Below are 24,863 nucleotides of genomic sequence, written 5' to 3' on the forward strand. Positions count from 1 at the left end.
AAAAAATATCTCCTGGCGTGATCAGCTATTGACCCCCAGTGAAGGTTTATAACACACAAGATGTCAAAAATAGAAAAGAGATTTGGTTTATTGGGAAAGGATATTTCCTATTCATTTTCGAAAAAATATTTTACTGAAAAATTCGCCGCTCTTGGCCTGAAACATTATGAATATGTAAATTACGATTTACGGAAAATTGAAGATTTTAAAAGTAAGGTGATGAAGGATCTCGATATTTTAGGCGGACTCAATGTGACCATTCCTTATAAAGAGAGTATCATTCCTTTTCTCGATGAGATTGATGAGGAAGCACGAAGTATTGCAGCGGTCAATACAATTAAGATTCTTGATGATAAAAGGCTCAAAGGGTTTAATACCGACGCTTATGGATTTGAAACCTCTCTTAAGTCCTGTTGGAGAGGTAATGAAAAAGGCGCCTTGATTCTTGGAACCGGAGGAGCTTCGAAGGCTGTAGCCCATGTATTGCGTAAACTGGGGATTTCTTTTTTGTTTGTTTCACGAAGCAAAAGGTCTGAGGATATGATCAGTTATCAGGATATAGATAGCATGATGATGCAGGAGCATGAAATCATCATTAATTGCAGCCCTGTAGGTACATTTCCCGAGATTGATGCCAAGCCTGACCTGCCTTATGAGTTTCTTACGAGCAAACATTTGTTGTATGATTTGATCTATAATCCCGAAAAGACTGCATTTCTTAAAATGGGTGAAAAAGCCGGTGCCATTATTTCAAATGGCAGTTCTATGTTGGCTTTTCAAGCCGACAGGTCATGGGCTATTTGGAATTCTTAGTACTTGCTGAAGGATGTGATCTAAAAAAATAAACACATCTTATTTTTAACATAGTTTTGCGCTTTGCCATGCTATTAGTATCTTTCAAACCTTTTTTAAAATATATTTTAGGAACCTTAAACATGAAACAATGTTAGACGTAAATAATGATAAGTTGTCATCAGAATCAACCTCAGGAGGAGCAAGCCGGAAAAATGAAGAAACTCCCTTAAAATCAAAAGGAAAGGAAATTGTTGCTGATGATAATGAGAAGGAAGATGTTGTCTTGGAAACAGAAATGGATGGAATTCAGGAACCGGAAAACATTGGGGGTGAATCAGGTCAAAAGGCTGATGAAATTATGAAAAGTGGCGTCGTTGAAGAGCTTGAAGACGAAATAGAGATTGAATCGAAAGTTGAAGAACCTGTAAAACAGGAGAAGGATAAAGTAGTTGAGACCGGTAAAGAAAATGATGCTGAAAATCAAGAAGATAAATTAGCAGTCAAAGAAGCTCCTGAAGGGGATTCAGGGAATGATAAGTCATCTTTTGAATCGGGATCCGCGGGAGTTGATGAGGATGCAAAAGAAGAAGCGTTAAAAGAAACGGTTCCTTCAAAATCGGATGTCAAGGAAATTCCTGCTTTTGATTTGGCGGTTTTATCACTTGACGGGATTGTTCAGATGATGCAAAAACTTCTAACGGAGTTTGATATCAAAGACGTTAGAAATCAGCTGGAAAGCTTGAAGGTAGCTTTTCAAAAAAAATTCAAGGCTCTTATTCAGGAACAAAAGGAAGCCTTTGTTAAAGCCGGAGGAGAGGTGGCAGATTTTAGTTATTCTGAACCAGTGAAGCGTCAATTTGACGAGCTTTTGAATGAATACAAGAGAAAGCGTCAGGAATTTTATAAGGATCTGGAAAGAGTTCAGAAGGAGAATCTGGAATTAAAATTGTCGCTTATTGATGAACTTAAAAATTTGATCGATAATGCAGAACCCTCCAGTATGTATAAGGATTTTAAAAACCTTCAGGATCGTTGGAGGGAAGTGGGGCAGATTCCGCATGGAAAATACAATGATGTTTGGAGAACGTATCACCATCATGTTGAAAGATTTTATGACCTCCTCCATTTAAACAATGATTTCAGGGATCTGGATTTTAAACATAATTTTGAGGAAAAATCAAAACTTATAGAAAAAGCTGAAGCTTTGGCCGCGGAAGAGGATGTAAATCATGCCTTTAAGGAATTACAGTTGCTGCACAGGATGTGGAAAGAAGATATCGGGCCCGTTGCCCGTGAATTTAGGGAAGAAGTTTGGCATAAATTTAGCGAAGCAACGAAGAAGATCCATAAAAGAAGACATGCTTACCAGGATAAGCTGGATGAAAAATTCAAGGCTAATGTTGATTTGAAACTGGAAGTGATCGATAAGATCAAGGCGATTGATATTGAGAAAAACAAAAACCATAAAGACTGGCAGGCCAGTATTAAGGAACTTGAGGCATTGAGAGACAAGTTCTTTGCTATTGGAAAGGTTCCCAAAACAAAAAACGAGGAGATCTGGCAACTTTTTAGAGAAGCTACGCGAGATTTTAATGCGAAAAAGAATAATTTTTACAAAGGAATAAAAAAAGACCAGGTAGAAAATTTAAAAAAGAAAATGACACTTGTTGAACAGGCTGAATCCTTAAAAGACAGTGAAGAATGGGATATTGCAACCGAGGTTTTTAAAAAAGTTCAGGCTGAGTGGAAAAAGATTGGTCATGTGCCAAGACAGGATTCAGATAAGATTTGGAAACGTTTTAAAGATGCTTGTAATCATTATTTTGACAGGTTGCACGAAAAGCAAAACGTGATGGACAAAGACCAATCGGCGATCATTGATAAGAAGAAAGAATTCATGGAGTCGCTGAAGGAACAGATCGAGTCAGGGAAAGAACTAACACTTGAATTCGTGCAGAAGGGTCTTGATGATTGGAGAACTCTCGGCGTTCTGCCTCAAAAGGTGAAGCACCTTGATGCGAAATTTCATAAATTGCTGGATACTGCTTATAAAAAATTGGATCTTGATAAGGATGAAGTGGCTTTTTTGAGATTTAAAAGCTCGGTAAACGCCATGGTTGATCAAAGAAACATGAGAAAACTGGATAGTGAACAATTATTCATTAGAAGAAAAATAGATGATATAACCAAGGAGATCAAGCAATTGGAGAATAATATTAGTTTTATTTCAAATGCAAGTGAGGATAACCCCCTTGTTAGAAATGTATACAATAATATTGAAGAGTATAAAAAATCGCTTGAGATCTGGAAGAGGAAAATCGATTATATGAAAAAATTGGAATACTAATAAATATCCCGCTCTAAAGCGGGATTTTTTTGTTGATCAATCGTCTGTCTGGGTCTTGCTATTGATGTTGGAACAAACCGGGATGCTTGTCTTCATAGTTTGTCAGTTCTTGCATGTACCTGGCGAACATAAGTATACTGGTCTCGTCAAAATGATTAGCGAGGAACTTAATCCTTCCTGCAGTTTTGATCTTAGTGATACAAGCATAGTTGTTTTTCTTAAATAGAGATCATAGTTTAATATTGAATTGAACAATGTTTTAATCTTGCATTCCATGAATCCTGTCTTGTATTTTAAGCAATACTTTTTTGTGCGAAAATTGCCAGCAATGACCTTCCATAGGCGTAAACTCTATAACAGCATCTGATTTTGGGTCGCTCGTTGTTTTTATAAACTCATCGAACCCCCTGGTTCCGGTATTCAGGTAAAATTCATCCATATCACCCATCCAGATATATATTTTTCCCTGTAATTTAGGTCCTAATTCAGCCCAGTTTGTTTTTACATACTTTTTAAAATCATATTTTCCCCAGGCTTTAGCTACTAATGAATCGATTTCTCCTGTTTTTGGGTCGAACATGGGTTTGGGTAAGCCATTGATACCTTTAGGGCTGTACAGGGCCGTATGGGCACTAAATTGCCCACCGGAATTCAAATAGGTATTTGACTGGCCAAAGACATTTTCATAGGCTATAAAATCTTTTAATGAAAGCAAAGGTTCCCCATTCACATCTCTCATGATTGGCCTTAAATATCCGAATTCATTGATATAGGCGTTCGATTCATTGTAAATATTGATCAATTGGTAATTTTCAAAGTCAATAGCATCAGGACTGTACGAATAAACTCCGTTGAATACATCGGGGTAATACAATTGCAAGCCCAATGAAACCCATCCTCCCGTAGAGCAGCCGTCAACAAATCGGGTAGTCATGGAATTTGTTCCCCGATAAGATTTTTCAATAAAGGGAATTAACTCATGAATCAGCGAATAGCCATAGGGCCCGCTGTTGTCAGAGTCCATTTGATAAGAATCTCCAAAAGGGCCTTCTCCATCCAGGAATACACTGATGATTTGAGGTGCATCATCTGAATCCCACCAATCCATAAAGGTTTTATTTGAAATAAGACGATTGATGCGCGTATAGCGCCCTCCGTATCCTGCAACATTGTATCTAATGGGATACGCCTTGTTTATATCATAATTATGCGGGAGCAAAACAGAGGCCTTCAAATGCATAGGTTTATTCCACCATTTTGACAAAGTATCGCTTTTTAAAACGATCAATTTTGATAATTCATGCTCTGTGATGGTTCGTGGCTCAATTTTTTGATTGAGAATAAATTTGACATGCTGATCGCTATCCAGAATGATCTCTTGCTTTTGGGTGTGCAGATTTCCGGGAGCATCTGTTCTGCTTTCTTTAGTATCCTGGTCCCAAAGGAGTTGGACATAATAAGTGCCTTCAGGAATTTCATTGAGGTTCCAGTCGGTAGTTTTGATCCATGCATCTTTGTGATTGAGTTGTAAAGACGCTCCTTCCTTAACATGGTCAATATTTCTGGCAAAAATATGTGTCCTGCTATAGGGATTTGGCCAAATTTGTTTCATGGGTTCCAGGTTTGGATGCTCACTTAGAAAAACAAAAAGCCGTCCCTGCGTTTGAAAGGATTCCTTAAGCGAGTTGTCGACAGCTACTTCGATAGATAATTCATGGTGTTTTGTTTGGGCGGTGAGTTGATTTAATAAGCTGAGGAGCAGTGTCAGTATACACAGGATTCGATTTGTCTTGAACATGTTTAAACAGGATAATTTTTGGTTAGTCTTTTTAATTTGATTTAGAGGCTTTATGCCTCTTTAAATGCAGGCTAAATATAGCTATAAATTAATCATTGTAAAATTGTTGTTAAGAAAACACAGGATGTAGAAAGTGAAGCCGTGCTTCTTAATATATGCTTTCAGCCAAAATACTTACACCGATTATTTATTGTAAAAGTTACTTGTGGCTCGCAACGATATGTCCCTGATTTATAGAACTGTTCAGCATACTAAAAAATATTATATTTATCATATAAAATATTGATATCCAAATATATATTAATTCTTTACTAAAGTTTATGTTAAGTTTTAATTATGATTTAATTGAATCTGATCCAGGCTTTTGCAAGATGCTTTAACCTTTTTTTACAGGTTAAATAAAACAGTTTTACCCAATTAGAGCAGGTCGATTTAAAGTCAAAACGGTTTTGAGTTTTTTTAAAGATCAATTACTGAATAGAATTAATAAAAGTGATTGTTATATTTGTAAGCCAAAAAGTAAAATTAAATTACGTTTAGTATGTCAGATGATAAGAAAGTGATATTCTCCATGTCGGGAGTTAGTAAAACCTATCCGGGAGCCAATAAGCCGGTCCTTAAAAATATATATTTAAGTTTTTTCTATGGTGCCAAGATTGGTATTCTGGGTTTAAACGGTTCAGGAAAATCAACCTTGTTAAAAATCATCGCTGGCCTGGATAAAAATTATCAGGGAGATGTTGTTTTCGCTCCTAATTATACTGTGGGTTATCTGACCCAGGAACCAGTTCTGGACGAGAGTAAAACGGTTATGGATATTGTAAAAGAAGGAGTTGCCGAAACAGTTGCCATCTTGGATGAGTACAACAAGATCAATGATATGTTTGGTCTTGAGGAGGTTTATTCCGATGCTGATAAAATGGAAAAATTGATGGCCCAACAGGCTGAGCTTCAGGATAAAATTGATGCGCAAAATGCCTGGGAGCTGGATACAAAACTCGAAATTGCCATGGATGCATTACGAACTCCTGATGGTGATGCCCTTATTAAAAATTTATCCGGAGGTGAGCTGAGAAGGGTGGCTTTGTGCAGGTTGTTGCTTCAGCAACCGGATGTGCTGCTGCTCGATGAGCCTACGAATCACCTCGACGCAGAATCTGTTCATTGGCTTGAACATCATCTTGCTCAGTATCAAGGTACTGTTATTGCTGTAACACACGACCGTTATTTTCTTGATAATGTGGCAGGTTGGATTCTTGAACTTGACAGAGGGGAGGGAATTCCGTGGAAGGGCAATTACTCTTCTTGGCTGGAACAAAAGTCTGAACGCCTTGCAAAGGAGGAGAAAACAGCCTCTAAGCGACAAAAGACCCTGCAAAGAGAATTAGAATGGGTGAGAATGGCGCCAAAAGGCAGGCATGCCAAATCAAAGGCAAGATTATCGAGTTATGACAAACTGTTGAGCCAGGATCAGAGGCAGAAGGAAGAGAAGCTTGAAATCTATATACCTAATGGTCCGCGTTTAGGTCATAACGTTATAGATGCCGTGGGTGTTTCCAAGGCTTTTGGGGATAAATTACTGTATGATGACCTCAATTTTAAATTGCCTCCAAATGGTATCGTAGGTATCATCGGCCCGAATGGAGCAGGGAAGACCACCATCTTTAAAATGATTATGGAAGAGATAAAACCCGATAAAGGTGAATTTAAGGTTGGAGATACTGCCAAGGTAGCATATGTCGACCAGAGTCATTCCAATATTGATCCTGAGAAGTCGATTTGGCAAAACTTTTCTGATGAACAGGAGATGATCATGATGGGTGGAAAAATGGTAAATTCCCGTGCTTACCTTGGACGATTTAACTTTAGTGGTTCAGAGCAAAACAAGAAGGTTTCAGCGCTTTCGGGAGGTGAAAGGAACAGGTTGCATCTGGCCATGACCCTAAAAGAAGAAGGTAATGTATTACTTTTAGATGAACCCACCAATGATCTCGATGTCAACACATTAAGAGCCTTGGAGGAAGGTCTCGAAAACTTTGCCGGTTGTGCCGTTATCATTTCGCATGACAGATGGTTCCTCGACAGGGTTTGTACCCATATCCTTGCCTTTGAAGGGGATTCCCAGGTCTATTATTTCGAAGGAAGTTTTTCTGAATATGAAGAGAATAAAAAGAAACGACTGGGAGGAGACATGATACCAAAAAGGATCAAATATAAAAAGCTCATTCGTTAACCTGCCGATGAATTCAAAAGTAAAGAATATCAGGATGGTTTTGCTGTCAGACAACTGGTACACCTTGAACAAAGTGGTCTTTGATTATAAAATGCCAAACGGAAAGTGGGTGGAGCAAGCGAGAGAAGCTTATGACAGAGGCAATGGAGCAGCCGTTTTGCTTTACAACAAGAAGAAGCAAACAGTTATTTTGATTTCTCAGTTCAGAATGCCCACGTACCTTAATGGCAATGAATCAGGAATAATGATAGAAGCCTGTGCAGGCCTGCTCGACGGTGATGATCCTGAAACATGCGTGATTAAGGAGGCAGAAGAAGAATCGGGGTTTCGCGTCTCGAAAGTGGAAAAAGTTTTAGAGGCCTATATGTCTCCTGGTGCAGTTACTGAAATCCTTCACCTGTATATTGCTGAATATCAAGATGATGACAGAGTGAATAGTGGTGGTGGACTCGAAGATGAGCAGGAAGATATTACCGTTCTGGAGGTTGATTTTAAAAAGGCCGTATCGATGATCGGCTCAGGCGAGATTAAGGATGCCAAAACGATCATGCTGTTACAGCATCTAGTGATTAATAAAATAATGTAACACTAAAATACCAGGCGTCGGCTCTTTTTATTTCGTTTTGAACTTTATCCTATGTCTTGCCGGACAGCAGTTAAATTTTTGATTTGATTCTCCAGATATTCAAGATACATCATATGACTTTGTAAATCGTTCATGATACTTGACTTTGAGGATACAAACGAATCTTTCATTTTCGAAAAAAGCTGTTGGTAATAGTCTATACCTTCCTTCATGTTTTCAGTAAAGGATAAAAGATATTTCTCCTGCCTTTTATTGAGTTCACCCTTGGTCTCGTCAATCTTGGTTTTCAGATGATCTGAATATAGTTTGAGTTCTTTTAAGAACATATGGGGCCTGTTTTTTTCTGAAATCAGATTGATCCTTCCATAAATGTGATCAGTGATTTCTTTTAGGCTCATGGTTTTTGAGAAATAGGCCATATTGGGTCCGGGACAAACAGAAACGCCTTTAGCGGGTCTTTCTGAATCTGCACCGTTAAGTTGCATAGTAGCTTCTCCCAGGCCCATACAAAGGCATGATTTTTCTACAATTTTTTGAAATCTGCTTTTGTATTCGTCAGGAGCCAGGGCTTCCTGATCCAATTCCTTGATTTTGTTTCTTTGATATTGACGTGAAGCAGTACACATCGTCTTGTCGGCGTATTCATTATTCAAGGCCAGAAATTCTTTAGGGCAGGGGCTACCCGGCCTTCCGGATACAATTTTTATATCTTTTTCCTGATCTTTTGAGTTTCCCTTAAGATTGTTAAAAGGAACGCCTAAAGGCGAAATATTGCTCAGGTAGAGATCATCTTCAGTCGCCTTAGCCAATTTTTTTAAAGTGGCATCATCAACTGTTGTAGCTTCGGGGACTAAAAGGAAAGGGCTACCCCATCCTACAGAATCAATATCATAATGTTCTAAAAGAAATTGGTGTTCTTTCTCAGTTCCAACGCCTCCCTGAGCTGTAATTTTCAATGCTAAGGGTGAGTCGGGTTGTATTTTGTTTCTGTCGGCTAAGGCTGGTAATAGGACGCTGTGGACGGTATCGATCAATTCCTGCCTGTTATCTTTGAATTCTTGAAGAATCGGCCCCATTAAAAAACCTTCTGTTGCAAAGGCATGACCTCCGCAATTCAAACCAGATTCAATTCGGTATTCAGACACCCAAAGGCCTTTTTTTGCAAGGAATTTTCCCTGGATCAAGGCAGATCTGTAGTCGCTCACTTTAATCACAATCCTTTTTTTGATTGCCCCTTTCTTGTCGGGAAAAAAGTCATCAAAATTTTCCATATAACTGTATAGCCTGGGGTTCATTCCGGCTGATAAAACAACTGAAGATTGTAGATTGCTTTGTGCAAAACCCCTTAATGCCGCGTGTGCATCATTGTATTCATTGGGTAGCTTTTCACCTTCTTTATAATTGATTTTATCGAGCTTCGTCATGATGTTCACATCAATGCTTCCCATGGTAAGATGCTGATCTGCCCAGTTTTTAATTTCCTTCCATGTCTTATTTTGATGTGTCAGTTCGGTAAACTTTTGTTTTAAAGAAGAGCTGTCGGGCAACATGTTGAAATAGTTTTTGAATTCCATGCTCGTTTCCAATGTGGAATCCTTGATCTGCTTAAACTTTTTCTCGGCAAGTTCTTGCAACAAGTTTAAATAGGAGGTAATTCGTTTGGCTCTAAAGTCTTCTATCTTGTCTGTAATGGCCTGGTAAGGCAGCTCAAATTTTTCACAATAGAATTTCCTTAGGTTTTCGATAAGAACATCATCGACGATAGAAACAACGGAGTCCATGCCGTAGGGTGACACTTTTAAAGGCGTATCAAGGGTAAACCCGGTACCCATAACAGGGATATGAAATGTGTGTTTTGTAGACATCATTGATTTTTTAGTTTTGCTATTGTCGACCATCATTCATGGGTATGACCATATATCAGGTTAATCAGCAATCTACAAAAGTAAAAATCGATTATTCATTTTAGTTGATATAAGTCATGTTTTGGGAATTCTTTTCAAGATTTTCTGAAAAGCACAAAAAAACCTATCGGGAGGGATAGGTTTAAATACATTAAAAAAAAATTAAAGCCACATACTAAATGGTCTTTACATTTACCGCGTTTAATCCTTTTTTACCTTCCTTTAGATCAAATTCAACTGCATCTCCTTCTTTAACTTTGTCAATTAAACCAGAAATGTGAACAAAATGTTCGCTGTTTGAGCCATCTTCAGTAATGAATCCATAACCTTTAGACTCATTGAAGAATTTTACTATTCCTTGCATTGTATTAAATTATAATTAAAACTCAAAGATAAGAATTTTTTAGAAAAATTTATTTAAACGTCAATAGTTAGTTGATATAAATACTCGTTAAATACCAAATACTAAAAAAAACTAAAAATAGAATTCCCAGGTAACTCAGTAAACTCAAATACCGGGAAGGGCGATCATTTTCAGGCATATACTTTCCTTTTACAAGGGTAAAATTGGCAATGGCATAAAATGGAGCTGTCAGAAAAGACAGAATGGTCGCTATCTTTACAAAAGTGATCATGCTTGTTTTGAAATAACTCAATATGGTCATGGTGCCTAAAGAAAGGATGATGATCCAGATCAAATAAAAATTTCTGTTCTTTCTCCCGGTGAGAAGTTCAGTGCTCCTTGCCATTGCTCTCGGGGAGGCGTCCAATGTAGTCAGCGTTGTGCTAAACATGGTTGTAAAAGCCGCAATTCCGATAAAAACAGCTGCTCCCTTTCCTAGGTTACTCGTATAAAGACTGATAAGTTGCTGGGCAAAAGCACTTGCTCCGGGTCTGATTTCTTCAGAAGAATGGAACATCACCAAGGCACCGAGTGCCATAAAGCATATGCCTAAAAACACCGTCGTGATATAACCGATATTAAAATCGGCAAGAGAATTTTTCTTGCCTATTTTTTTTACCGACACTTTATTCTTTTCTAGTGTCCAGAGCGAATGCCAGGTTGAGATATCAAGTGGAGCAGGCATCCAGCCGAGAAAAGCTATAAGAAAGGCAATCTCAGTTGCCCCTTGAGGGATTTCGGGCAACACTGAATACGAAAACTCTGTTTTGAAAGCTGCAATGCATACTGCTATGACTGAGCTAAGCGCCAGAATCGAAATAATCACCTTCATGGCACGGTCGAGTACCTTGTATTTTCCCAACAGCAAAATTACAAGGATAAGCAATGTGATAATCAAACTCCAAAGCGTTAGGTTTGAAGTAATTCCAAAAAGATTATGTGCCAAACCGGCAGTAACGATGGTCACCGCCGCCTGAATCGTAAACATGGTTAAAAACGTAAGAATAAAATATGTGACGAGTACCCAGTTCCCAAGCTTTTGGTATCCGTCAATAAGGCTTTCACCCGTTGCCGTGGCATATCGGGGTCCGTATTGAAAAAAAGGATACTTAAACAGGTTCACTAAAAGCAGGGCCCAAAGTAATCCAAATCCAAAGTCGGCACCCGCCCTGGTAGACTGCACTAAATGCGAAACCCCGATGGCGGCACCCGCAAAAATCAATCCGGGACCAAGGTTTTTAATAATGTTGGTCAGCTTGCGATTCATGGAAAATAATATTTATTTACCAGTTATGATCTCTGCCAGTAGTTTTTTGGCTCTCAAAAGCTTAACTTTTATATTATTCATGGGTTCATCCAGTTGAGCGGCCATTTCTTTATAACTCAATTCTTGAAAATACCTGAGATTGATCACTTCCTGATAGTGAGGTTTGAGCTGCAGGATATAGGCTTTTAATTGGGCTAAATTCTGCTCTTGAATAAGTTTGTCAGATGGGCTTGGGTCTTCGTCAACAATCCTATGAAGTTCAACAGGGTTCTTATTGATTGAAATGGTTTCCGCTTTCTTTTTCCTGAGATGATCAACATACAGATTGCTGGAAATGGTATAGAGCCATGTATTGAATTGATAATTTTCGTCAAAGCTTTCAATTTTATCAAAGGCCTTGGCAAAGGCCTTGATGGTAATATCTTCGGCCTCGTCCTCATTTTGGCATTTGTTCAGTTGAAAATGATAAACATCCTTCCAGTAAATATTCAAAAGATCGTTAAAGGCCTTTTGGTCACCTTTCTTGGCCTGAACAATTAATAAACTGATGTCTTTGTTGTCGCTCATGTACGGTTTACCAATATTTAGGGGGAGAAATTATATTCTTTAAAAAAATATATAACTGCATAAATATAGTTGAAATTTCATATAACGGACCTAAAGCTATTAAATCTTTTTCATTTAACCTGGTAGCCGCTTTATTCAAAGTAATATACCAAAAGAGAAATCTTATAAAAAAAAGAGGGATGATAACATAAAGATATGTGTTCAAAAGCACTGCTGCAATAGCCAAGACATAAAAGGATAGCTGTGACACATAAAACAAGCCCAGTGAGAATTTTGTTTTAATGTTGTAGTGACCCGACGTTGTAATATGCCTCCTTTTTTGCCTGATCCATTCGAAGAGCTTCTTTTGAGGCACGGATATTGTAAAGGAATCCATATGATCGCAAATAGCCACGTTTTCGCCGTTGGTCACCTGAGAAACAAAAAGATCATCGTCACCGGACTTCACATCTATATGATCAGCGAACCCTCCTGCTTCCAGGAAGGTCTTTTTTTTATAGGCCATATTTCTGCCGACTCCCATATAGGCTTTTCCGTCGATTGCATAGGAAAAATATTGAATGGCGGTCAATAAAGTCTCGAATCGAATTAGTTTGTTCAACACCGAACGGTCAATTTTATCATATGCGCCATAGCCTAATACGACAGATGATTTTTCTGTAAAAGGGGCCATCATTTTATCGATCCATTTTCGGCTTACAGGTTTGCAATCAGCATCTGTCAGAAGGATATAATCATAGCGAGCCGCCAGAATTCCCTTGGTCAAAGCCAGCTTTTTGCCTTTTGATTTTTTTTGAGAAATGTGAATGACCTCCATCTCGAAATTCGAATCCTTATGTGCCTGTTTAAAGCTGAGGATTTCACTGAGCGTACTGTCTGATGAGCCATCATCAACCACTATGATCTGATAGTTTGAAAATTCCTGTTGGGCCAGGGCAGGAAGCAAAACTTTTACATTATCTGCTTCATTTTTGGCACAGACAACAATGCTTACTTCAAAAACAGATGGTTTATTTTCACTTTGTTTATACGAAGTATATTTCCTGAAAAGGAAGAGGTAGAAATAGGTTTGAATTAAAAAAGTGACACAAAATGTGATCAGCAAAAACATTATGCCTTAGGAAATATTTTTGGTACCAAGCTCAGTTTCCTGATTGTCAAGATTGGTTTTGCAGCTTCCTTCTTTGCCACAGCCACAGGTAATTCCTTCAGCCTTGAGTCTTACATTACTTCCGGCACAGGTGCCATCAAATTCACCGTTTTTTTTCCCCCAGATCTTTATGGCGATACCGGCAAATCCGAGGCCCAATAAAACAATACTTAAGAAGAGTAATTTCATTTGTAATAAATTATGCCGCAAAATTAATGATTTATTCTGCGACCTAAAAACAATTCGAGACTTTTGTGATCTGTTTCTCAGGTCAGGATGGCTTCTTTAGCAATCGCTGAAGAAATAAATCAGTATCTTGTTTAAAGGCATCCAAACTAAAACTCTTATCCGATTTGCATTTTTGCTTTAAGGCTTTCATGTCGTAATCCCATTGATTGCCATCAAAATAGCACAGGCCTTTAAAATCCCTCACTTTGTAGAGAGATTTTTCCCCATAACAGGTTCCCAGATATACATAGTTCAACTTTTGCTCAAATGCCCATTTAATAACACTGTACATCATCCATTTGCCCAGGGCATAAGCATGGAGGTCAAGGTCAAAAAAGGCGAACCAATAATGCAGACTTCCTTGTTCTATAATGCTAATGACGTACCCGACTGTCTGCTGGTCAATTTTAAACTTAAAGATATGACTGATGCTTGGTGATTGCATGATATAGTCAAGTCTTTCTCTGCTTAAAGGCTCACTGAATCTTTTACCGGCAAAATCAAGGCAGTATGATTTAAATTCAGGATCATTTACATTAAAATCATCGATGGGTAAAACCTCAAATGAAGGCCGTAAAGTTTCAATTTTTCTCTCCACCCGGCGGTTTTCAGACGATTCCTTAAAAACCGAAAGATCAACCCTTAAACTTCTGGCCAAATAAAAAGTTTCTGCTTTCAGGTGTACATCGTTCGAATATGGTAAAAAGCCCAGCGCATAGATCTCAGGTAACTCACCTGGATCTTCTTTAATGCAATAGGTGGCGTAATTGAAAGTATAGGTTTTGTAATCAACGAAACTTTCTGATCTGAATATTTTCATAGGCTGCTTTGGTCAATAAAAAAACCCATCAAAATTGGTTTTTTGATGGGTAAAAATAGCATTTTTTATCTAAGATTCCTGTAACAGTTCACTTTGAACATTTGAAGGAACCGCTTCAAACGATGCAAAATTAGTTTTAAAAGTAGCCCGACCCTGAGTTTGTGACCTTAGACTGGTCGAATACTTATACATTTCTGCTTCAGGTACTTTCGCTTTTATGATCTGGTGCTTACCATCACTGTCCATTCCCATGATAATTGATCGTCTTGATTGCAGATCTGTCATGACATTACCCAATAACTCTTCGGGAACTTTAACTTCAAGATCAAGAATAGGTTCTAAAAGCTTGGGTTTGGCATCCAGAAATGCCGCCTTAAATGCATGTGCTCCTGCAATTTTAAAGGATATGTCATTCGAATCAACGGAGTGCATTTTTCCGTCAAAAACCATTACCCTTATATCTCTTGCATAAGAACCGGTCAAAGGGCCTTCTTCCATTACTTCGAGAATTCCTTTCATAATGGCAGGTAAATAACGGGTATCAATAACACCTCCGGTAATGCAATTATAGAATACAAGTTTACCTCCCCATTTCAGATCTATTTCTTCTTTTCCTCTGATATTGAATCCTTCCGGTTCTTCTATACCCTCATACCAGGGCTCTATTTTTAAATGAACCTCTCCAAACTGTCCTGAACCGCCCGATTGCTTCTTATGCTTATAGCTTTGCGTCGCAGCCCGTTGAATGGTTTCTCTGTAAGCCACACGAGGCTGGCTGAAAGATGCTTTAATGCCATAGACGTTTTTGAGCGTCCAATCGATAGTTGCCAGGTGCAATTCACCTTGGCAGGAAAGGATCTGCTGCTTTAATTCATTAGAAAATTTTATCACCACGGTGGGATCCTGGCTGTGGATTTTTTTAAGGACCTCATTTAGTTTTTCTTCATCTTTTTTATTTTCGGCCTCAACCGCTTTTCTGATTCTGGGTTGCGGGAAAATAATTGGTTTTATGGTAATCTGCTTGTTTGGTGAGCTTAAGGTATCGTTGGTTTCGGTATATTTAAGCTTTAAAGTGGCTCCAATATCCCCGGCAGTGAGCTTTTCAACGGGATGTCTTTTTTTGCCATCCATGATAAACAACTGGTTTAAACTCTCCATTTCACCATTTCTGGAGTTTTTCAGCCTGTCATTTTGTTTTATCTCGCCAGATTTTACTTTAAAAAAAGTAATCTGTCCTAAATTAGGTTCGTGGAATGTTTTAAAAATAAAAAGGGCCGTGGGTTGATCCGCTTTACAAAAAACTTCATTGCCCTCTAAACTTTGTTCCGGTTTTAGATCTGCAGCGGCAGGGGCAACGTTGTCAATAAAGCCCATTAGCCTTCCGGTGCCCATATCATTCAAGGCAGAAACACAGAATACGGGGAACAACTCATGGTTCAGCATCCCTTTTTGAATGCCTTTTCTCATTTCATCTTCATTTAATGTGCCTTTATCAAAATAAAGTTCCATTAATTCTTCATCGTTTTCGGCGGCTTTTTCAACCAACTCATTGTGTAAATGGTCAGCCATTTCTTTTTCTGAGTCAGGAATCTCAAGCTTTTCGGGCTTACCACCTTCAGGTTTAAATTTATATACTTTCATTTTTAGCACATCGGCGATACACTGGGCGCCATCCAGCACTATGGGATATTGAATTTTAACAGCATTGTTTCCAACCAAATTTACAATACTGTTATAACTATTGTCAAAATTCGCCTGAGGATGGTCGATCTGATTGATGACGAATAAGGTTGGACGGCTAAATTTATTGATGTATTGCCAAATAATTTCGGTACCCACTTCAACCCCTTGCTGCGCATTGATGACGGTTACAAGAGAATCTGCAACTCTCATGGTCGAGGCAATCTCCCCGATAAAATCATCCAGGCCCGGCGTGTCAATGATATTGATCTTATAGTTTCTCCATTCAGTATGAAGTGGCGTGGCAAATATTGAAGTTTCCCTTTCCTGTTCTATTTGATGATAATCGGCAACGGTATTTTTGTCTTCCACAGTTCCGCGTCGATTGATCAATCCGGCTTCAAAGAGCATAGTTTCGGCAAGTGTGGTCTTGCCGCTATTATGGGCGCCAACAAATGCAACATTTTTGATGTGTTTTTCGTCATATATTTTCATGTAAATTGTCTTTAAATGTTCTCTCGTATAAAGTTAAGAAAATATATGACACTTATTTTATGACTTATGTTAGTCTTCAATAAATTTAATAGATTGATGCAGGGAGCAGGTTTTGATCTGATAAGGATCTAAGATCTCAAAACAGATGTATTTTATTTGAGCTACAGGATGTTTACTTCCATTTCAAGATTGATCTCAAATTTTTTCTTGACCGACTGCTGAATATTTTTTGCAAGAGACAACAGTTGCTCGCCTGTTGCATTTTTGTAATTTACCAGTACAAGTGCCTGATTTTTATGAACACCTGCATCACCAAATCGCATTCCTTTATACCCGCATTTCTCCACAAGCCATCCCGCGGGAATTTTGATCTCTTCTTTAGATACTATATAATGCGGTATTTCAGGGAACTGAGTCTGTAATTTTAAAAAATGACTTTTTGGGATCACCGGGTTTTTGAAAAAACTTCCACTGTTGCCAATTTCTTTTGGATCGGGCAGTTTAGACCTTCTGATGGCGATAACGGCCTCAGAAATATCCTGAATCGTCGGGTCGTTTACTCCCTGAAGTTTTAGTTGGTCCTTGATCGCTCCGTAACCATCATTAATTGTATGATTTTTAGCGGAAAGCTGAAAAGTTACACTGACAATGATGAACTCACCTTTCAACCGGTTTTTAAAAACAGATTCCCTGTAGCCAAATGCACAATCTTCACTTCTAAATGTTTTTATCTTTCCGCTGCTGATTTCCAAGGCTTCAAGAGAATCAAAACAATCTTTAATCTCTACCCCGTATGCTCCTATATTTTGCATGGGAGAAGTACCTACATTTCCGGGAATCAGGGAAAGGTTTTCTAAACCTCCAAAATCGTGAGACAGGCACCATAAAACAAATTCATGCCAGTTTTCTCCTGCCTGGCATTTTACCCAAACCTTGTCTTCTTTTTTGTCAACCAATTCTATACCCTTGGTATTAAGATGAATAACAGGATTGTCAATGTCCTGAGTGAGCAAAATATTGCTGCCTCCACTTAAAACAAAAAGGTTTTTGTGCTTAGACACTATGTCAAGCAGTTGATCTAAGGAATTTACTTCAGCAAATTTTTTGGCTTTGGCATCAATGCCAAAAGTGTTGAAGGCCCTAAGTGATACGTTTTTCCGAAACATTAATCTGGGTATTGTTCCAATGCAAGTTTAAGTAATTCAACCGAGCGAATCAAACTTTCCTTTTTCAGTACATAGGCAATCCTGATTTGATTTTTTCCCGAACCTTCAGTAGAGTAAAATCCGCTCGCCGGGGCAACCATGACGGTTTCATTTTGATCGCTGAAACTTTCAAGCATCCACTGGGCAAAATGATCTGCATCTTTAACGGGTAACTCTGCAATGCAATAAAATGCACCTTTTGGTTTTGATACTTTTAATCCCTCTATTTTTTTCAAGGCGTTGATCAATATCATTCTTCTTTCATCGTATTCTTCAATAACCGCGTCAAAATATTCCTTGGGAGTTTCAAGAGCAGCTTCACTGGCAAGAAGGGCGTAGGTTGGTGAACTAAGCCTCGCCTGAGCATACTTCAGAGCTGTTTGAATCAGTTCCTTGTTTTTTGAGACGATACAGCCAATACGGGCGCCACACATACTATAACGTTTAGAAACCGAATCTATGACAATCCCATGTTCGTCCAAACCATCCAGGCTCAGGATGGAATGGTGCTGAATTCCTTCATATACAAATTCACGATATACCTCATCGGCGATGAGGAACAGGTCATGTTTAACCGCAAGATCCCTCAGCTTTTTCAATTCTTCCTTTGAATACAGGTAACCGGTCGGATTTCCGGGATTACAGATCAGAATGGCTTTTGTTTTTTCTGAAATCAGTTTTTCAAAGCCATCAATGGCCGGCAGGGCAAAGTCATTGTCTATTGTTGAGACGATGGGTACAACCTTAATGCCATTGGCTACCGAAAAACCGTTATAATTGGCATAGAAGGGCTCCGGGATAATGATCTCATCACCAAAATCAGTGATACTGCCCAGTGCAAAGAGAAGGGCTTCGGACCCTCCGGTTGTTACTACGATATCATGCTCATTGACATCAATGTTATGCTCCCTGTAATACTTGCTCAATTTTTTCCTGTAGGTTTCAGATCCTTCACTACGAGCGTAAGACAGTACTTTGATATCATTTTCCCTTACTGCTTTTAACGCAGCTTCGGGGGTTTCTATATCAGGCTGTCCTATATTGAGGTGGTATACATTAATGCCCCTTTTTTTTGCTTCTTCGGCATAGGGCACTAGTTTTCTTATGGGTGATTCAGGCATTTGCTGCCCTTTTAAAGATATTTTCGGCATTATGTAGAGATGTTGAATTTGTTTGCAAAATTGCGAAATATTATTTACTTTTTCCTCTTTAGTATAGCTTTTTTGAAAGATAATTAGTATCTTTATATATATAATTTAATCTTAAATATAGCTATTATGTCAAGTGATTCAAAATTGTTGTTAGGGCTCATTTTAGGAGCAGCAACTGGTGCGGTGGCAGGCTTGCTTCTCGCTCCGGCTTCAGGAAAAGAAACCAGAGATAATCTCTCTGCAAAAGCAGGAGAATTAAAGCATGACCTGGACAAAAAAATCAATGAATTGTCAAAAAAAATCAAAGAATTGGATGACGAATCATTGAGTTATTTTAAAGAAAAATTCAGCGACATTAAAGATTCCATGAAGGAAAAATTTGATACTGTTTCTGAAAAAGTGAAAGATCTTGAAAAAGAACTTTCAGCTAAAATCGAATCTATGAAAAAGGAGTCCAAAACAATGGAAACCCATTCTAATTGATTCTTGCAGAACATTGAAACAGGCTAATGATAGATTTGGTTAAAAAATATGTTGAAAACAGAATTCAACTTGTTAAGTTTAATTTTATTGGCGCCATAGCTAATGTAGCAGCGGGGATGGTGAGTTCCTTCTTATTATTGATCATGGGCATTTTAATTTTGCTCATGTTCAGTATTGCTTTGGCTTTTTGGTTGGCTACTTTCTTTGAGAGTGAAATAATTGGTTTCGCTTTGGTAGGGATAATTTACTTCGTTCTTCTGTTAATTTACACCTCATTTGCCAAGGATAAAGTTGAATTGAAGATCAAAGATAGAATCGTGGAGATGGCGCTTAAAGATGAAGATGATTTTAACGAATCCATTCAATATGATGAGTAAGTCGCAAGTCAGAATTACTACATTCCAAGAATTGAATCAGGCAAAGAAACATTTGGCAGGTACAATCAAGGATCAGGAGGAAGAAATTTTAAACAGTTTAATGTTCAAAATTCCCGCGGCTATTTTTCAGGGTGGATCCATTAAAAGTTCCCTTAAAGATTCTTTGGATTCAATATCTTTTGATCACTATAAAAAGGCGGCTTTGAATCTGCTAAGCACGGTTTTGATGGCCAATAAAAAAACGCGTAAGTTTTTCGTCGCATTTATCATAGCTAAAGAACTGGCGCCGTTTCTTCTTGAAAAGTTAAATGTATATGTGAAAAAATAGTACTGTAGAGGTTATTTTGAAAAGCTAAATTTTTCTTAAAATTATGGCTGTCTCTCAATTTTATAGTACTTTCCATAAGCTATTTCACATTTTATGAGGCTTAAAAAAATCATTCTGTTTCTTCTTATTTTTAATATGGCACTGTCTTCAGTTGCACAGAGTGATTTCAGCTTTTCTGATAGCAAAAAGGAAAGTGTCAATGCATCGTTTTCATTGGTAAATAACATGATTGTCATTTCCGCAGAGGTTAATGGCAAGCGACTTTCTTTTTTACTGGATACCGGTATTAAGACGACCATGCTTTTCAATCTGAAAGTTGTGGATTCTGTTGAGCTGCGAAATATAGAAGTGATTAAGTTAAGGGGCTTGGGTGAAGGAAATTCAATCAATGCCATGAAATCTCATGGAAATTATTTCAAATTTAATGACATCATTAATCCTGATATGTCGTTATACATTATCACAGATGATCTTTTCGACCTTTCTGCAAAAATGGGGATTGATATCCACGGTATTATTGGAGGAGACCTTTTTGCAAATTTTATTGTCAAGATTAATTACGCCTCCGAGAAACTCACTTTTTATAGACCGGATTCTTATAATCCCACTGAATGCAGGGGATGTGAGACATTTCCTCTGGATTTTTACAACAGAAAACCTTTTATTGACGCCACGGTTGAGAATCATCTGGGAAAAGAAGTTAAAGTGAAACTTCTTATCGACTCAGGAGGGGGAGACTCACTATGGTTATTTCCTTATTCAAACCCTGATCTTCTTGTAGGGGAGAATTATTTTGAAGACTTCCTTGGAAAAGGATTGAATGGCAATATCATGGGTAAAAGAAGCAGGATTAAAAGATTCAAATTAGGAAGTTTTGAGTTTGAAAACGCCGCAGTTTCTTATCCGGATTCTACTTCAATGCTCACAATGCATGCCAATAAAGACCGAAACGGGACTTTAGGCGCTGAAATTCTTAAGAGATTTCAGGTCATCATGGATTATCCTAACAGTAAAATAACCTTAAAGAAAGGGAAGAAATATTTCAAAGATCCTTTTCTGTATAACAAAAGCGGGATAGAAATTATTTACGGAGGAGAGATGCTTGTAAAGGAAAACAGGGCAAGACTGGTTCCGTCGGACAATAAAGAGACAACAACAATCACTGATATATTTTACAGCTATGGACTTACCTATAAGCCCAGTTATAAAATATCGATGATAAGAAAAGAATCTCCTGCACACTATGCCGGATTAATAGAAGGGGACATTCTTTTGGAGGTCAATGGGAAACCTGCATACAATATGAAAATGGATGAGATTATATACTTGCTCTCTCAAAAAGAAAATAAAAAAATCAAGTTGTTAGTCGATAGAAACGGTGAGCACCTCAGATATGATTTTCAGCTCAGAAGCTTGTTATAAAAAAAAGCCCTCTGGGGGCTTTTTTTAATTTGTTTCAGAAACGATACTTTTCTTTTTTTGAAGTTCTTCGCTTTTTTGTTCAAGGACTCTTCCCTTGATCCTTAAAACCACTGTGGGCTCATACGCATTAGAGGTTATGGTAACCGTCTTTGAAAACGGGCCAATTCTGTTTGTGGCATATTTTACTTTAATCTCTCCTGTTTCTCCAGGCATAATAGGCTCTTCAGGTTTGGTAGGCACAGTACAACCACAGCTGCCCTTTACATTTGATATGATCAAGGGAGCTTTCCCTATATTTTTAAATTTAAATACGCGGTTTCCATCAGAATTCTCCGCAATTTCTCCATAATCGATCACTTCGTTTTCAAATTCAAAAACAGGCCCGGTAAAATCTTTTTTAATTTCTTCCTGTGTCTGTGCCTTCACAGAAAACGATATAAGTCCGACAATTAATAAAACTAATATTTTTTTCATGATAAATAATTTCTTGTAAAATTAATACATTTTTGAATAAATGTAACTTTAATTGGTCGAATTTATTGCTTAAAATTGTAATTTTGCACACTATTTGACAAAAATTTAACAAATGAATATTCCAGCAAAATACAATGCAATCACAGTAGAGGAAAAATGGTATTCTTACTGGATGGAAAATAATTATTTCCATTCAGAACCAGATGAACGCGAGGCTTATACCATTGTGATCCCTCCTCCAAATGTAACAGGTGTATTGCATATGGGACATATGTTGAATAATACCATACAGGACGTCTTGATAAGGCGAAAGAGAATGCAGGGTTATAATGCCTGTTGGGTCCCTGGAACCGATCATGCCTCCATTGCAACAGAAGCCAAAGTCGTGGCAAAACTGAAGGAGCAGGGTATCAAAAAATCAGATCTTACAAGGGAACAGTTTATTGAACATGCATGGGAATGGACCCACAAACACGGGGGTCTTATTTTGGAGCAACTGAAAAAACTCGGGGCTTCCTGTGACTGGGACAGGACCAAATTCACCATGGATGAAGATCTTAATAGGTCAGTGGTTAAGATATTTAAAGATTTACATGCCAAAGGGCTGATCTATAAAGGTTATAGAATGGTGAATTGGGATCCGGAGGCCAAGACGACTCTTAGCGATGAGGAGGTAATTTATATGGAAAAGCCAGGTAAGTTATACTATCTGAATTATGCAATCGAAGGTAGCGATGACTTTGTTCAAATAGCTACCACAAGACCAGAGACTATTTTGGGTGATACGGCCATTTGTGTCCATCCCGAAGATAAAAGATTTACTCATTTAAAAGGTAAAAAGGCCATAGTACCAATAGTTGGCAGAGCTATTCCTATTATCGAAGATCCATATGTAGATATGGAATTTGGTACGGGGAGTCTAAAAATCACGCCGGCTCATGACCCGAATGATAAGCTCATTGGAGAAAAACATCAACTTGAAGTTATCGATATCTTTAATGATGACGCTACTTTGAACGCCTATGGCTTGCACTATGAAGGAAAAGACAGATTCGTCGTTAGGAAAGAGATTGTAGCCGAATTAAAAGATAAAGGGATCCTTGTTAAATCGGAAGATTATACCCATAAGGTAGGAACTTCAGAAAGAACCAAGGCCGTCATTGAACCGAAAATTTCAGAACAATGGTTTCTGAAAATGGAAGATCTTGTAAAACCGGCTATAGACGCGGTACTGAATACCGGGGAAGTTCAATTGGTCCCTCATAAATTTGTGAATACCTACCGTCATTGGATGGAAAATATTCGCGATTGGAATATTTCCAGGCAGTTGTACTGGGGACATAGAATCCCGGCTTATTATTACGGGCAGGGCACAAATGATTATGTCGTTGCAGAAACCAAGGAAGAGGCATTGGTTCTTGCACGACAAAAAACAGGCCAAGATGATTTAAATGAGAAAGACATCAGACAGGATGAGGATTCATTGGATACCTGGTTCTCTTCATGGTTGTGGCCGATAAGCGTATTTGATGGAATCAACGACCCTGAGAATAAAGATTTTAAGTATTATTATCCAACAAATGACCTGGTCACAGGACCGGATATTCTATTTTTCTGGGTGGCAAGAATGATTATTGCAGGATATGAATTCACAGGAGACAAGCCCTTTCACCATGTCTATCTTACAGGGCTGGTAAGAGATAAGCAAAGAAGGAAGATGTCAAAGTCATTGGGAAATTCACCCGATCCCATTGAGCTTATGAATACGTATGGTGCAGATGGGGTAAGAGCCGGTATTTTAATGAGTTCAGCAGCAGGAAATGACCTCTTGTTTGACGAGAATCTTATGTTACAGGGTAGAAATTTTGCCAATAAGATTTGGAACGGTTTTCGACTCGTGAAGGGCTGGGAAGTTTCAGAAGATTCAGAACAACCGAAATCGGCAAAAGTTGCCATCGCCTGGTACAGGGCACAATTCGAAAAAACCCTGGCTTTTACTGAAGAACAGTTTGAGCAATATAGACTATCGGATGCCTTGACGGCCATTTATAAGCTGGTTTGGGAAGATTTTTCTTCCTGGTTTCTGGAAATGGTAAAGCCTGAATTTGGTCAGCCTATTGACAAAAATACTTATGAAGCTACTGTGGGATTTTTTGAAAACAATATCAAGATCCTGCATCCGTTTATGCCTTTCATTACAGAAGAAATTTGGCAATATTTTAATGAAAGAAGCCCTGAAGAGGCGCTGATCATAAGTGCATATCCTAAAACTAAAGGATTTGATGAGTTGATTTTAGAGGAATTTGAAATGATCAAGGAGGTGATCTCAGCGGTTCGAAACCTCAGGAAGGAAAAGAACATTTCTTTTAAAGAATCGTTGGAGCTCTATTTTGTCAAAAAGGAGGAAATTAATCCCGATTTTTTTGATTTGATAGGTAAAATGTGCAATGTTTCGAAGGTAGAGGAGGTAAAACAAAAATTAGAGAATGCCCTGACATTCAGGGTTGGTTCCAACGAATTTTTTATTCCTTTTTCACAGAAAATTGATGTTGAAGCTGAAACCGTAAAGTTACAGGAAGAGCTTGCATATCACAAAGGCTTCCTGGCTTCTGTTCAGAAAAAACTAAGCAACGAACGGTTTGTAAACAATGCTCCGGAACAAGTTATTTTAAACGAAAGAAAGAAGGAGGCTGATGCATTGGCAAAAATCGCAATGGTAGAAAAGAGTCTGGCTTCTTTTTAAAGACTTGTTTTATTTGGTGGTTTTCCCTTGAGGCTATCTGTAAATACTTGGTCAACAGGTTCCCATAGTTCAATTTTATTGCCGTCCGGGTCCATGATATGGACGAATTTTACATAGTCAAAGGTTTCGATTTCGTCGCATAAGGTAACACCTTCCTTTTTCAATTCCTCCACCAGGGCCTCCAGATCGGCCACGCGATAATTGATCATAAAATCATCTTTCTTTGACGGCTCGAAATATGTAGTGTCATCTTTGAAAGGACTCCGTTAGCAGGTAATTGACCTCATCCGGATCATTGGTGTTTCTACATTCAAAAGGAGAGCCATAGGCATCTATAACAAGCCCAAGATTCTTAGAGTACCAGTTTTTATTTTATCGGGATCTGAGGATTAAAAAAATACCACCTA

Annotated in this window: 22 protein-coding genes; 9 read left to right on the plus strand and 13 right to left on the minus strand. The window is 38.2% G+C overall.

Translation table 11 applies throughout. The annotated features are described in order from the left end of the window. Nucleotides 1-60 precede the first annotated feature (60 nt). Both AABB81_RS00385 and AABB81_RS00390 read left to right on the plus strand, forming a co-directional pair. Nucleotides 61-813, plus strand: coding sequence for a shikimate dehydrogenase family protein (locus AABB81_RS00385; RefSeq protein ID WP_342157854.1), 753 nt, complete (start codon nucleotides 61-63; stop codon nucleotides 811-813). A gap of 130 nt (nucleotides 814-943) precedes the next feature. Beyond that, nucleotides 944-3,142 (plus strand): DUF349 domain-containing protein, encoded by a 2,199-nt coding sequence (locus tag AABB81_RS00390; RefSeq protein ID WP_342157856.1) that lies wholly within the window; start codon nucleotides 944-946, stop codon nucleotides 3,140-3,142. Between the two features lie 259 nt (nucleotides 3,143-3,401). On the opposite strand, the gene AABB81_RS00395 is transcribed toward AABB81_RS00390, so the two are convergent. Next, a complete protein-coding gene (locus tag AABB81_RS00395; RefSeq protein WP_342157858.1) occupies nucleotides 3,402-4,940 on the minus strand; it encodes an alpha/beta hydrolase-fold protein in 1,539 nt (512 codons plus the stop codon). 541 nt (nucleotides 4,941-5,481) lie between these two features. Here AABB81_RS00395 and ettA point away from each other — a divergent pair. Next, nucleotides 5,482-7,173, plus strand: coding sequence for an energy-dependent translational throttle protein EttA (ettA, locus tag AABB81_RS00400; protein WP_342157859.1), 1,692 nt, complete (start codon nucleotides 5,482-5,484; stop codon nucleotides 7,171-7,173). A 7-nt stretch (nucleotides 7,174-7,180) separates the two neighbouring features. Then, nucleotides 7,181-7,759, plus strand: coding sequence for a GDP-mannose pyrophosphatase NudK (gene nudK / locus AABB81_RS00405; protein WP_342157860.1), 579 nt, complete (start codon nucleotides 7,181-7,183; stop codon nucleotides 7,757-7,759). A gap of 44 nt (nucleotides 7,760-7,803) precedes the next feature. On the opposite strand, the gene AABB81_RS00410 is transcribed toward nudK, so the two are convergent. The 10 genes from AABB81_RS00410 to AABB81_RS00455 all read right to left on the minus strand — a co-directional run bounded on the left by AABB81_RS00410 (nucleotide 7,804) and on the right by AABB81_RS00455 (nucleotide 18,629). After that, nucleotides 7,804-9,624 (minus strand): hypothetical protein, encoded by a 1,821-nt coding sequence (locus AABB81_RS00410; protein WP_425287329.1) that lies wholly within the window; start codon nucleotides 9,622-9,624, stop codon nucleotides 7,804-7,806. Nucleotides 9,625-9,838: 214 nt separating this feature from the next. Beyond that, nucleotides 9,839-10,027 (minus strand): cold-shock protein, encoded by a 189-nt coding sequence (locus AABB81_RS00415; RefSeq protein ID WP_342157864.1) that lies wholly within the window; start codon nucleotides 10,025-10,027, stop codon nucleotides 9,839-9,841. A 67-nt stretch (nucleotides 10,028-10,094) separates the two neighbouring features. Beyond that, nucleotides 10,095-11,333 carry an Nramp family divalent metal transporter gene (locus tag AABB81_RS00420; RefSeq protein ID WP_342157865.1) on the minus strand — a complete coding sequence of 413 codons (1,239 nt, stop codon included), beginning with the start codon at nucleotides 11,331-11,333 and terminating at the stop codon, nucleotides 10,095-10,097. Between the two features lie 12 nt (nucleotides 11,334-11,345). Next, a complete protein-coding gene (locus AABB81_RS00425; RefSeq protein WP_342157866.1) occupies nucleotides 11,346-11,900 on the minus strand; it encodes an RNA polymerase sigma factor in 555 nt (184 codons plus the stop codon). A gap of 7 nt (nucleotides 11,901-11,907) precedes the next feature. After that, nucleotides 11,908-13,011, minus strand: a complete 1,104-nt coding sequence (locus AABB81_RS00430; RefSeq protein WP_342157868.1) for a glycosyltransferase — start codon at nucleotides 13,009-13,011, stop codon at nucleotides 11,908-11,910. A gap of 6 nt (nucleotides 13,012-13,017) precedes the next feature. Continuing rightward, the gene (locus AABB81_RS00435; RefSeq protein WP_342157870.1) at nucleotides 13,018-13,239 is read right to left on the minus strand and encodes a membrane or secreted protein; all 222 of its coding nucleotides are present in this window, start codon (nucleotides 13,237-13,239) and stop codon (nucleotides 13,018-13,020) included. An 82-nt stretch (nucleotides 13,240-13,321) separates the two neighbouring features. After that, nucleotides 13,322-14,098 carry a GNAT family N-acetyltransferase gene (locus AABB81_RS00440; RefSeq protein ID WP_342157872.1) on the minus strand — a complete coding sequence of 259 codons (777 nt, stop codon included), beginning with the start codon at nucleotides 14,096-14,098 and terminating at the stop codon, nucleotides 13,322-13,324. A 69-nt stretch (nucleotides 14,099-14,167) separates the two neighbouring features. Beyond that, nucleotides 14,168-16,273: an elongation factor G gene (locus tag AABB81_RS00445; RefSeq protein ID WP_342157873.1), complete on the minus strand. Its 2,106-nt coding sequence runs from the start codon at nucleotides 16,271-16,273 to the stop codon at nucleotides 14,168-14,170. Nucleotides 16,274-16,434: 161 nt separating this feature from the next. Beyond that, nucleotides 16,435-17,439, minus strand: coding sequence for a UDP-N-acetylmuramate dehydrogenase (murB, locus tag AABB81_RS00450; protein ID WP_342157874.1), 1,005 nt, complete (start codon nucleotides 17,437-17,439; stop codon nucleotides 16,435-16,437). Beyond that, nucleotides 17,439-18,629, minus strand: coding sequence for a pyridoxal phosphate-dependent aminotransferase (locus AABB81_RS00455; protein ID WP_342157875.1), 1,191 nt, complete (start codon nucleotides 18,627-18,629; stop codon nucleotides 17,439-17,441). The genes murB and AABB81_RS00455 overlap by 1 nt, the downstream gene beginning before the upstream one ends. A 126-nt stretch (nucleotides 18,630-18,755) precedes the next feature. On the opposite strand from AABB81_RS00455, the gene AABB81_RS00460 reads away from it, so the two are divergent. The 4 genes from AABB81_RS00460 (at nucleotide 18,756) to AABB81_RS00475 (ending at nucleotide 21,239) form a co-directional block, all read left to right on the plus strand. After that, complete coding sequence (locus AABB81_RS00460; protein ID WP_342157876.1) at nucleotides 18,756-19,112, plus strand: YtxH domain-containing protein; 357 nt, start codon at nucleotides 18,756-18,758, stop codon at nucleotides 19,110-19,112. Nucleotides 19,113-19,138: 26 nt separating this feature from the next. Beyond that, nucleotides 19,139-19,489: a hypothetical protein gene (locus AABB81_RS00465; RefSeq protein ID WP_342157877.1), complete on the plus strand. Its 351-nt coding sequence runs from the start codon at nucleotides 19,139-19,141 to the stop codon at nucleotides 19,487-19,489. Continuing rightward, nucleotides 19,479-19,817, plus strand: a complete 339-nt coding sequence (locus tag AABB81_RS00470) for a hypothetical protein (RefSeq protein ID WP_342157878.1) — start codon at nucleotides 19,479-19,481, stop codon at nucleotides 19,815-19,817. The genes AABB81_RS00465 and AABB81_RS00470 overlap by 11 nt, the downstream gene beginning before the upstream one ends. Before the next feature lie 93 nt (nucleotides 19,818-19,910). Further along, nucleotides 19,911-21,239 (plus strand): PDZ domain-containing protein, encoded by a 1,329-nt coding sequence (locus AABB81_RS00475; RefSeq protein ID WP_342157879.1) that lies wholly within the window; start codon nucleotides 19,911-19,913, stop codon nucleotides 21,237-21,239. Between the two features lie 24 nt (nucleotides 21,240-21,263). Here AABB81_RS00475 and AABB81_RS00480 read toward each other — a convergent pair whose 3' ends face one another. Continuing rightward, a complete protein-coding gene (locus tag AABB81_RS00480; RefSeq protein WP_342157880.1) occupies nucleotides 21,264-21,713 on the minus strand; it encodes a DUF1573 domain-containing protein in 450 nt (149 codons plus the stop codon). A 112-nt stretch (nucleotides 21,714-21,825) separates the two neighbouring features. On the opposite strand from AABB81_RS00480, the gene AABB81_RS00485 reads away from it, so the two are divergent. Continuing rightward, complete coding sequence (locus AABB81_RS00485; RefSeq protein ID WP_342157881.1) at nucleotides 21,826-24,456, plus strand: valine--tRNA ligase; 2,631 nt, start codon at nucleotides 21,826-21,828, stop codon at nucleotides 24,454-24,456. Here AABB81_RS00485 and AABB81_RS00490 read toward each other — a convergent pair. After that, on the minus strand, nucleotides 24,453-24,665 hold the full coding sequence (locus tag AABB81_RS00490; RefSeq protein WP_342157882.1) for a VOC family protein: 213 nt from the start codon (nucleotides 24,663-24,665) through the stop codon (nucleotides 24,453-24,455). The two genes, AABB81_RS00485 and AABB81_RS00490, sit on opposite strands and share 4 nt — an antisense overlap. Nucleotides 24,666-24,863 lie beyond the last annotated feature (198 nt).

The sequence above is a fragment of the Lutimonas vermicola genome, assembly GCF_038433205.1.
GTDB lineage: Bacteria > Bacteroidota > Bacteroidia > Flavobacteriales > Flavobacteriaceae > Lutimonas > Lutimonas vermicola.

Excerpts from the sequence above, each read along its gene's own strand:
- AABB81_RS00435 (WP_342157870.1), bottom strand. The coding sequence starts at position 13,239 with ATGAAATTACTCTTCTTAAGTATTGTTTTATTGGGCCTCGGATTTGCC.
- AABB81_RS00415 (WP_342157864.1), bottom strand. The coding sequence starts at position 10,027 with ATGCAAGGAATAGTAAAATTCTTCAATGAGTCTAAAGGTTATGGATTC.
- AABB81_RS00410 (WP_425287329.1), bottom strand. The coding sequence starts at position 9,624 with ATGTCTACAAAACACACATTTCATATCCCTGTTATGGGTACCGGGTTT.
- AABB81_RS00485 (WP_342157881.1), top strand. The coding sequence starts at position 21,826 with ATGAATATTCCAGCAAAATACAATGCAATCACAGTAGAGGAAAAATGG.
- AABB81_RS00470 (WP_342157878.1), top strand. The coding sequence starts at position 19,479 with ATGATGAGTAAGTCGCAAGTCAGAATTACTACATTCCAAGAATTGAAT.
- nudK (WP_342157860.1), top strand. The coding sequence starts at position 7,181 with ATGAATTCAAAAGTAAAGAATATCAGGATGGTTTTGCTGTCAGACAAC.
- AABB81_RS00395 (WP_342157858.1), bottom strand. The coding sequence starts at position 4,940 with ATGTTCAAGACAAATCGAATCCTGTGTATACTGACACTGCTCCTCAGC.
- AABB81_RS00455 (WP_342157875.1), bottom strand. The coding sequence starts at position 18,629 with ATGCCGAAAATATCTTTAAAAGGGCAGCAAATGCCTGAATCACCCATA.
- AABB81_RS00445 (WP_342157873.1), bottom strand. The coding sequence starts at position 16,273 with ATGAAAATATATGACGAAAAACACATCAAAAATGTTGCATTTGTTGGC.
- AABB81_RS00390 (WP_342157856.1), top strand. The coding sequence starts at position 944 with ATGTTAGACGTAAATAATGATAAGTTGTCATCAGAATCAACCTCAGGA.
- AABB81_RS00480 (WP_342157880.1), bottom strand. The coding sequence starts at position 21,713 with ATGAAAAAAATATTAGTTTTATTAATTGTCGGACTTATATCGTTTTCT.
- ettA (WP_342157859.1), top strand. The coding sequence starts at position 5,482 with ATGTCAGATGATAAGAAAGTGATATTCTCCATGTCGGGAGTTAGTAAA.
- AABB81_RS00430 (WP_342157868.1), bottom strand. The coding sequence starts at position 13,011 with ATGTTTTTGCTGATCACATTTTGTGTCACTTTTTTAATTCAAACCTAT.
- AABB81_RS00440 (WP_342157872.1), bottom strand. The coding sequence starts at position 14,098 with ATGAAAATATTCAGATCAGAAAGTTTCGTTGATTACAAAACCTATACT.
- AABB81_RS00425 (WP_342157866.1), bottom strand. The coding sequence starts at position 11,900 with ATGAGCGACAACAAAGACATCAGTTTATTAATTGTTCAGGCCAAGAAA.
- AABB81_RS00490 (WP_342157882.1), bottom strand. The coding sequence starts at position 24,665 with ATGATCAATTATCGCGTGGCCGATCTGGAGGCCCTGGTGGAGGAATTG.
- AABB81_RS00460 (WP_342157876.1), top strand. The coding sequence starts at position 18,756 with ATGTCAAGTGATTCAAAATTGTTGTTAGGGCTCATTTTAGGAGCAGCA.
- AABB81_RS00420 (WP_342157865.1), bottom strand. The coding sequence starts at position 11,333 with ATGAATCGCAAGCTGACCAACATTATTAAAAACCTTGGTCCCGGATTG.
- AABB81_RS00465 (WP_342157877.1), top strand. The coding sequence starts at position 19,139 with ATGATAGATTTGGTTAAAAAATATGTTGAAAACAGAATTCAACTTGTT.
- murB (WP_342157874.1), bottom strand. The coding sequence starts at position 17,439 with ATGTTTCGGAAAAACGTATCACTTAGGGCCTTCAACACTTTTGGCATT.
- AABB81_RS00385 (WP_342157854.1), top strand. The coding sequence starts at position 61 with ATGTCAAAAATAGAAAAGAGATTTGGTTTATTGGGAAAGGATATTTCC.
- AABB81_RS00475 (WP_342157879.1), top strand. The coding sequence starts at position 19,911 with ATGAGGCTTAAAAAAATCATTCTGTTTCTTCTTATTTTTAATATGGCA.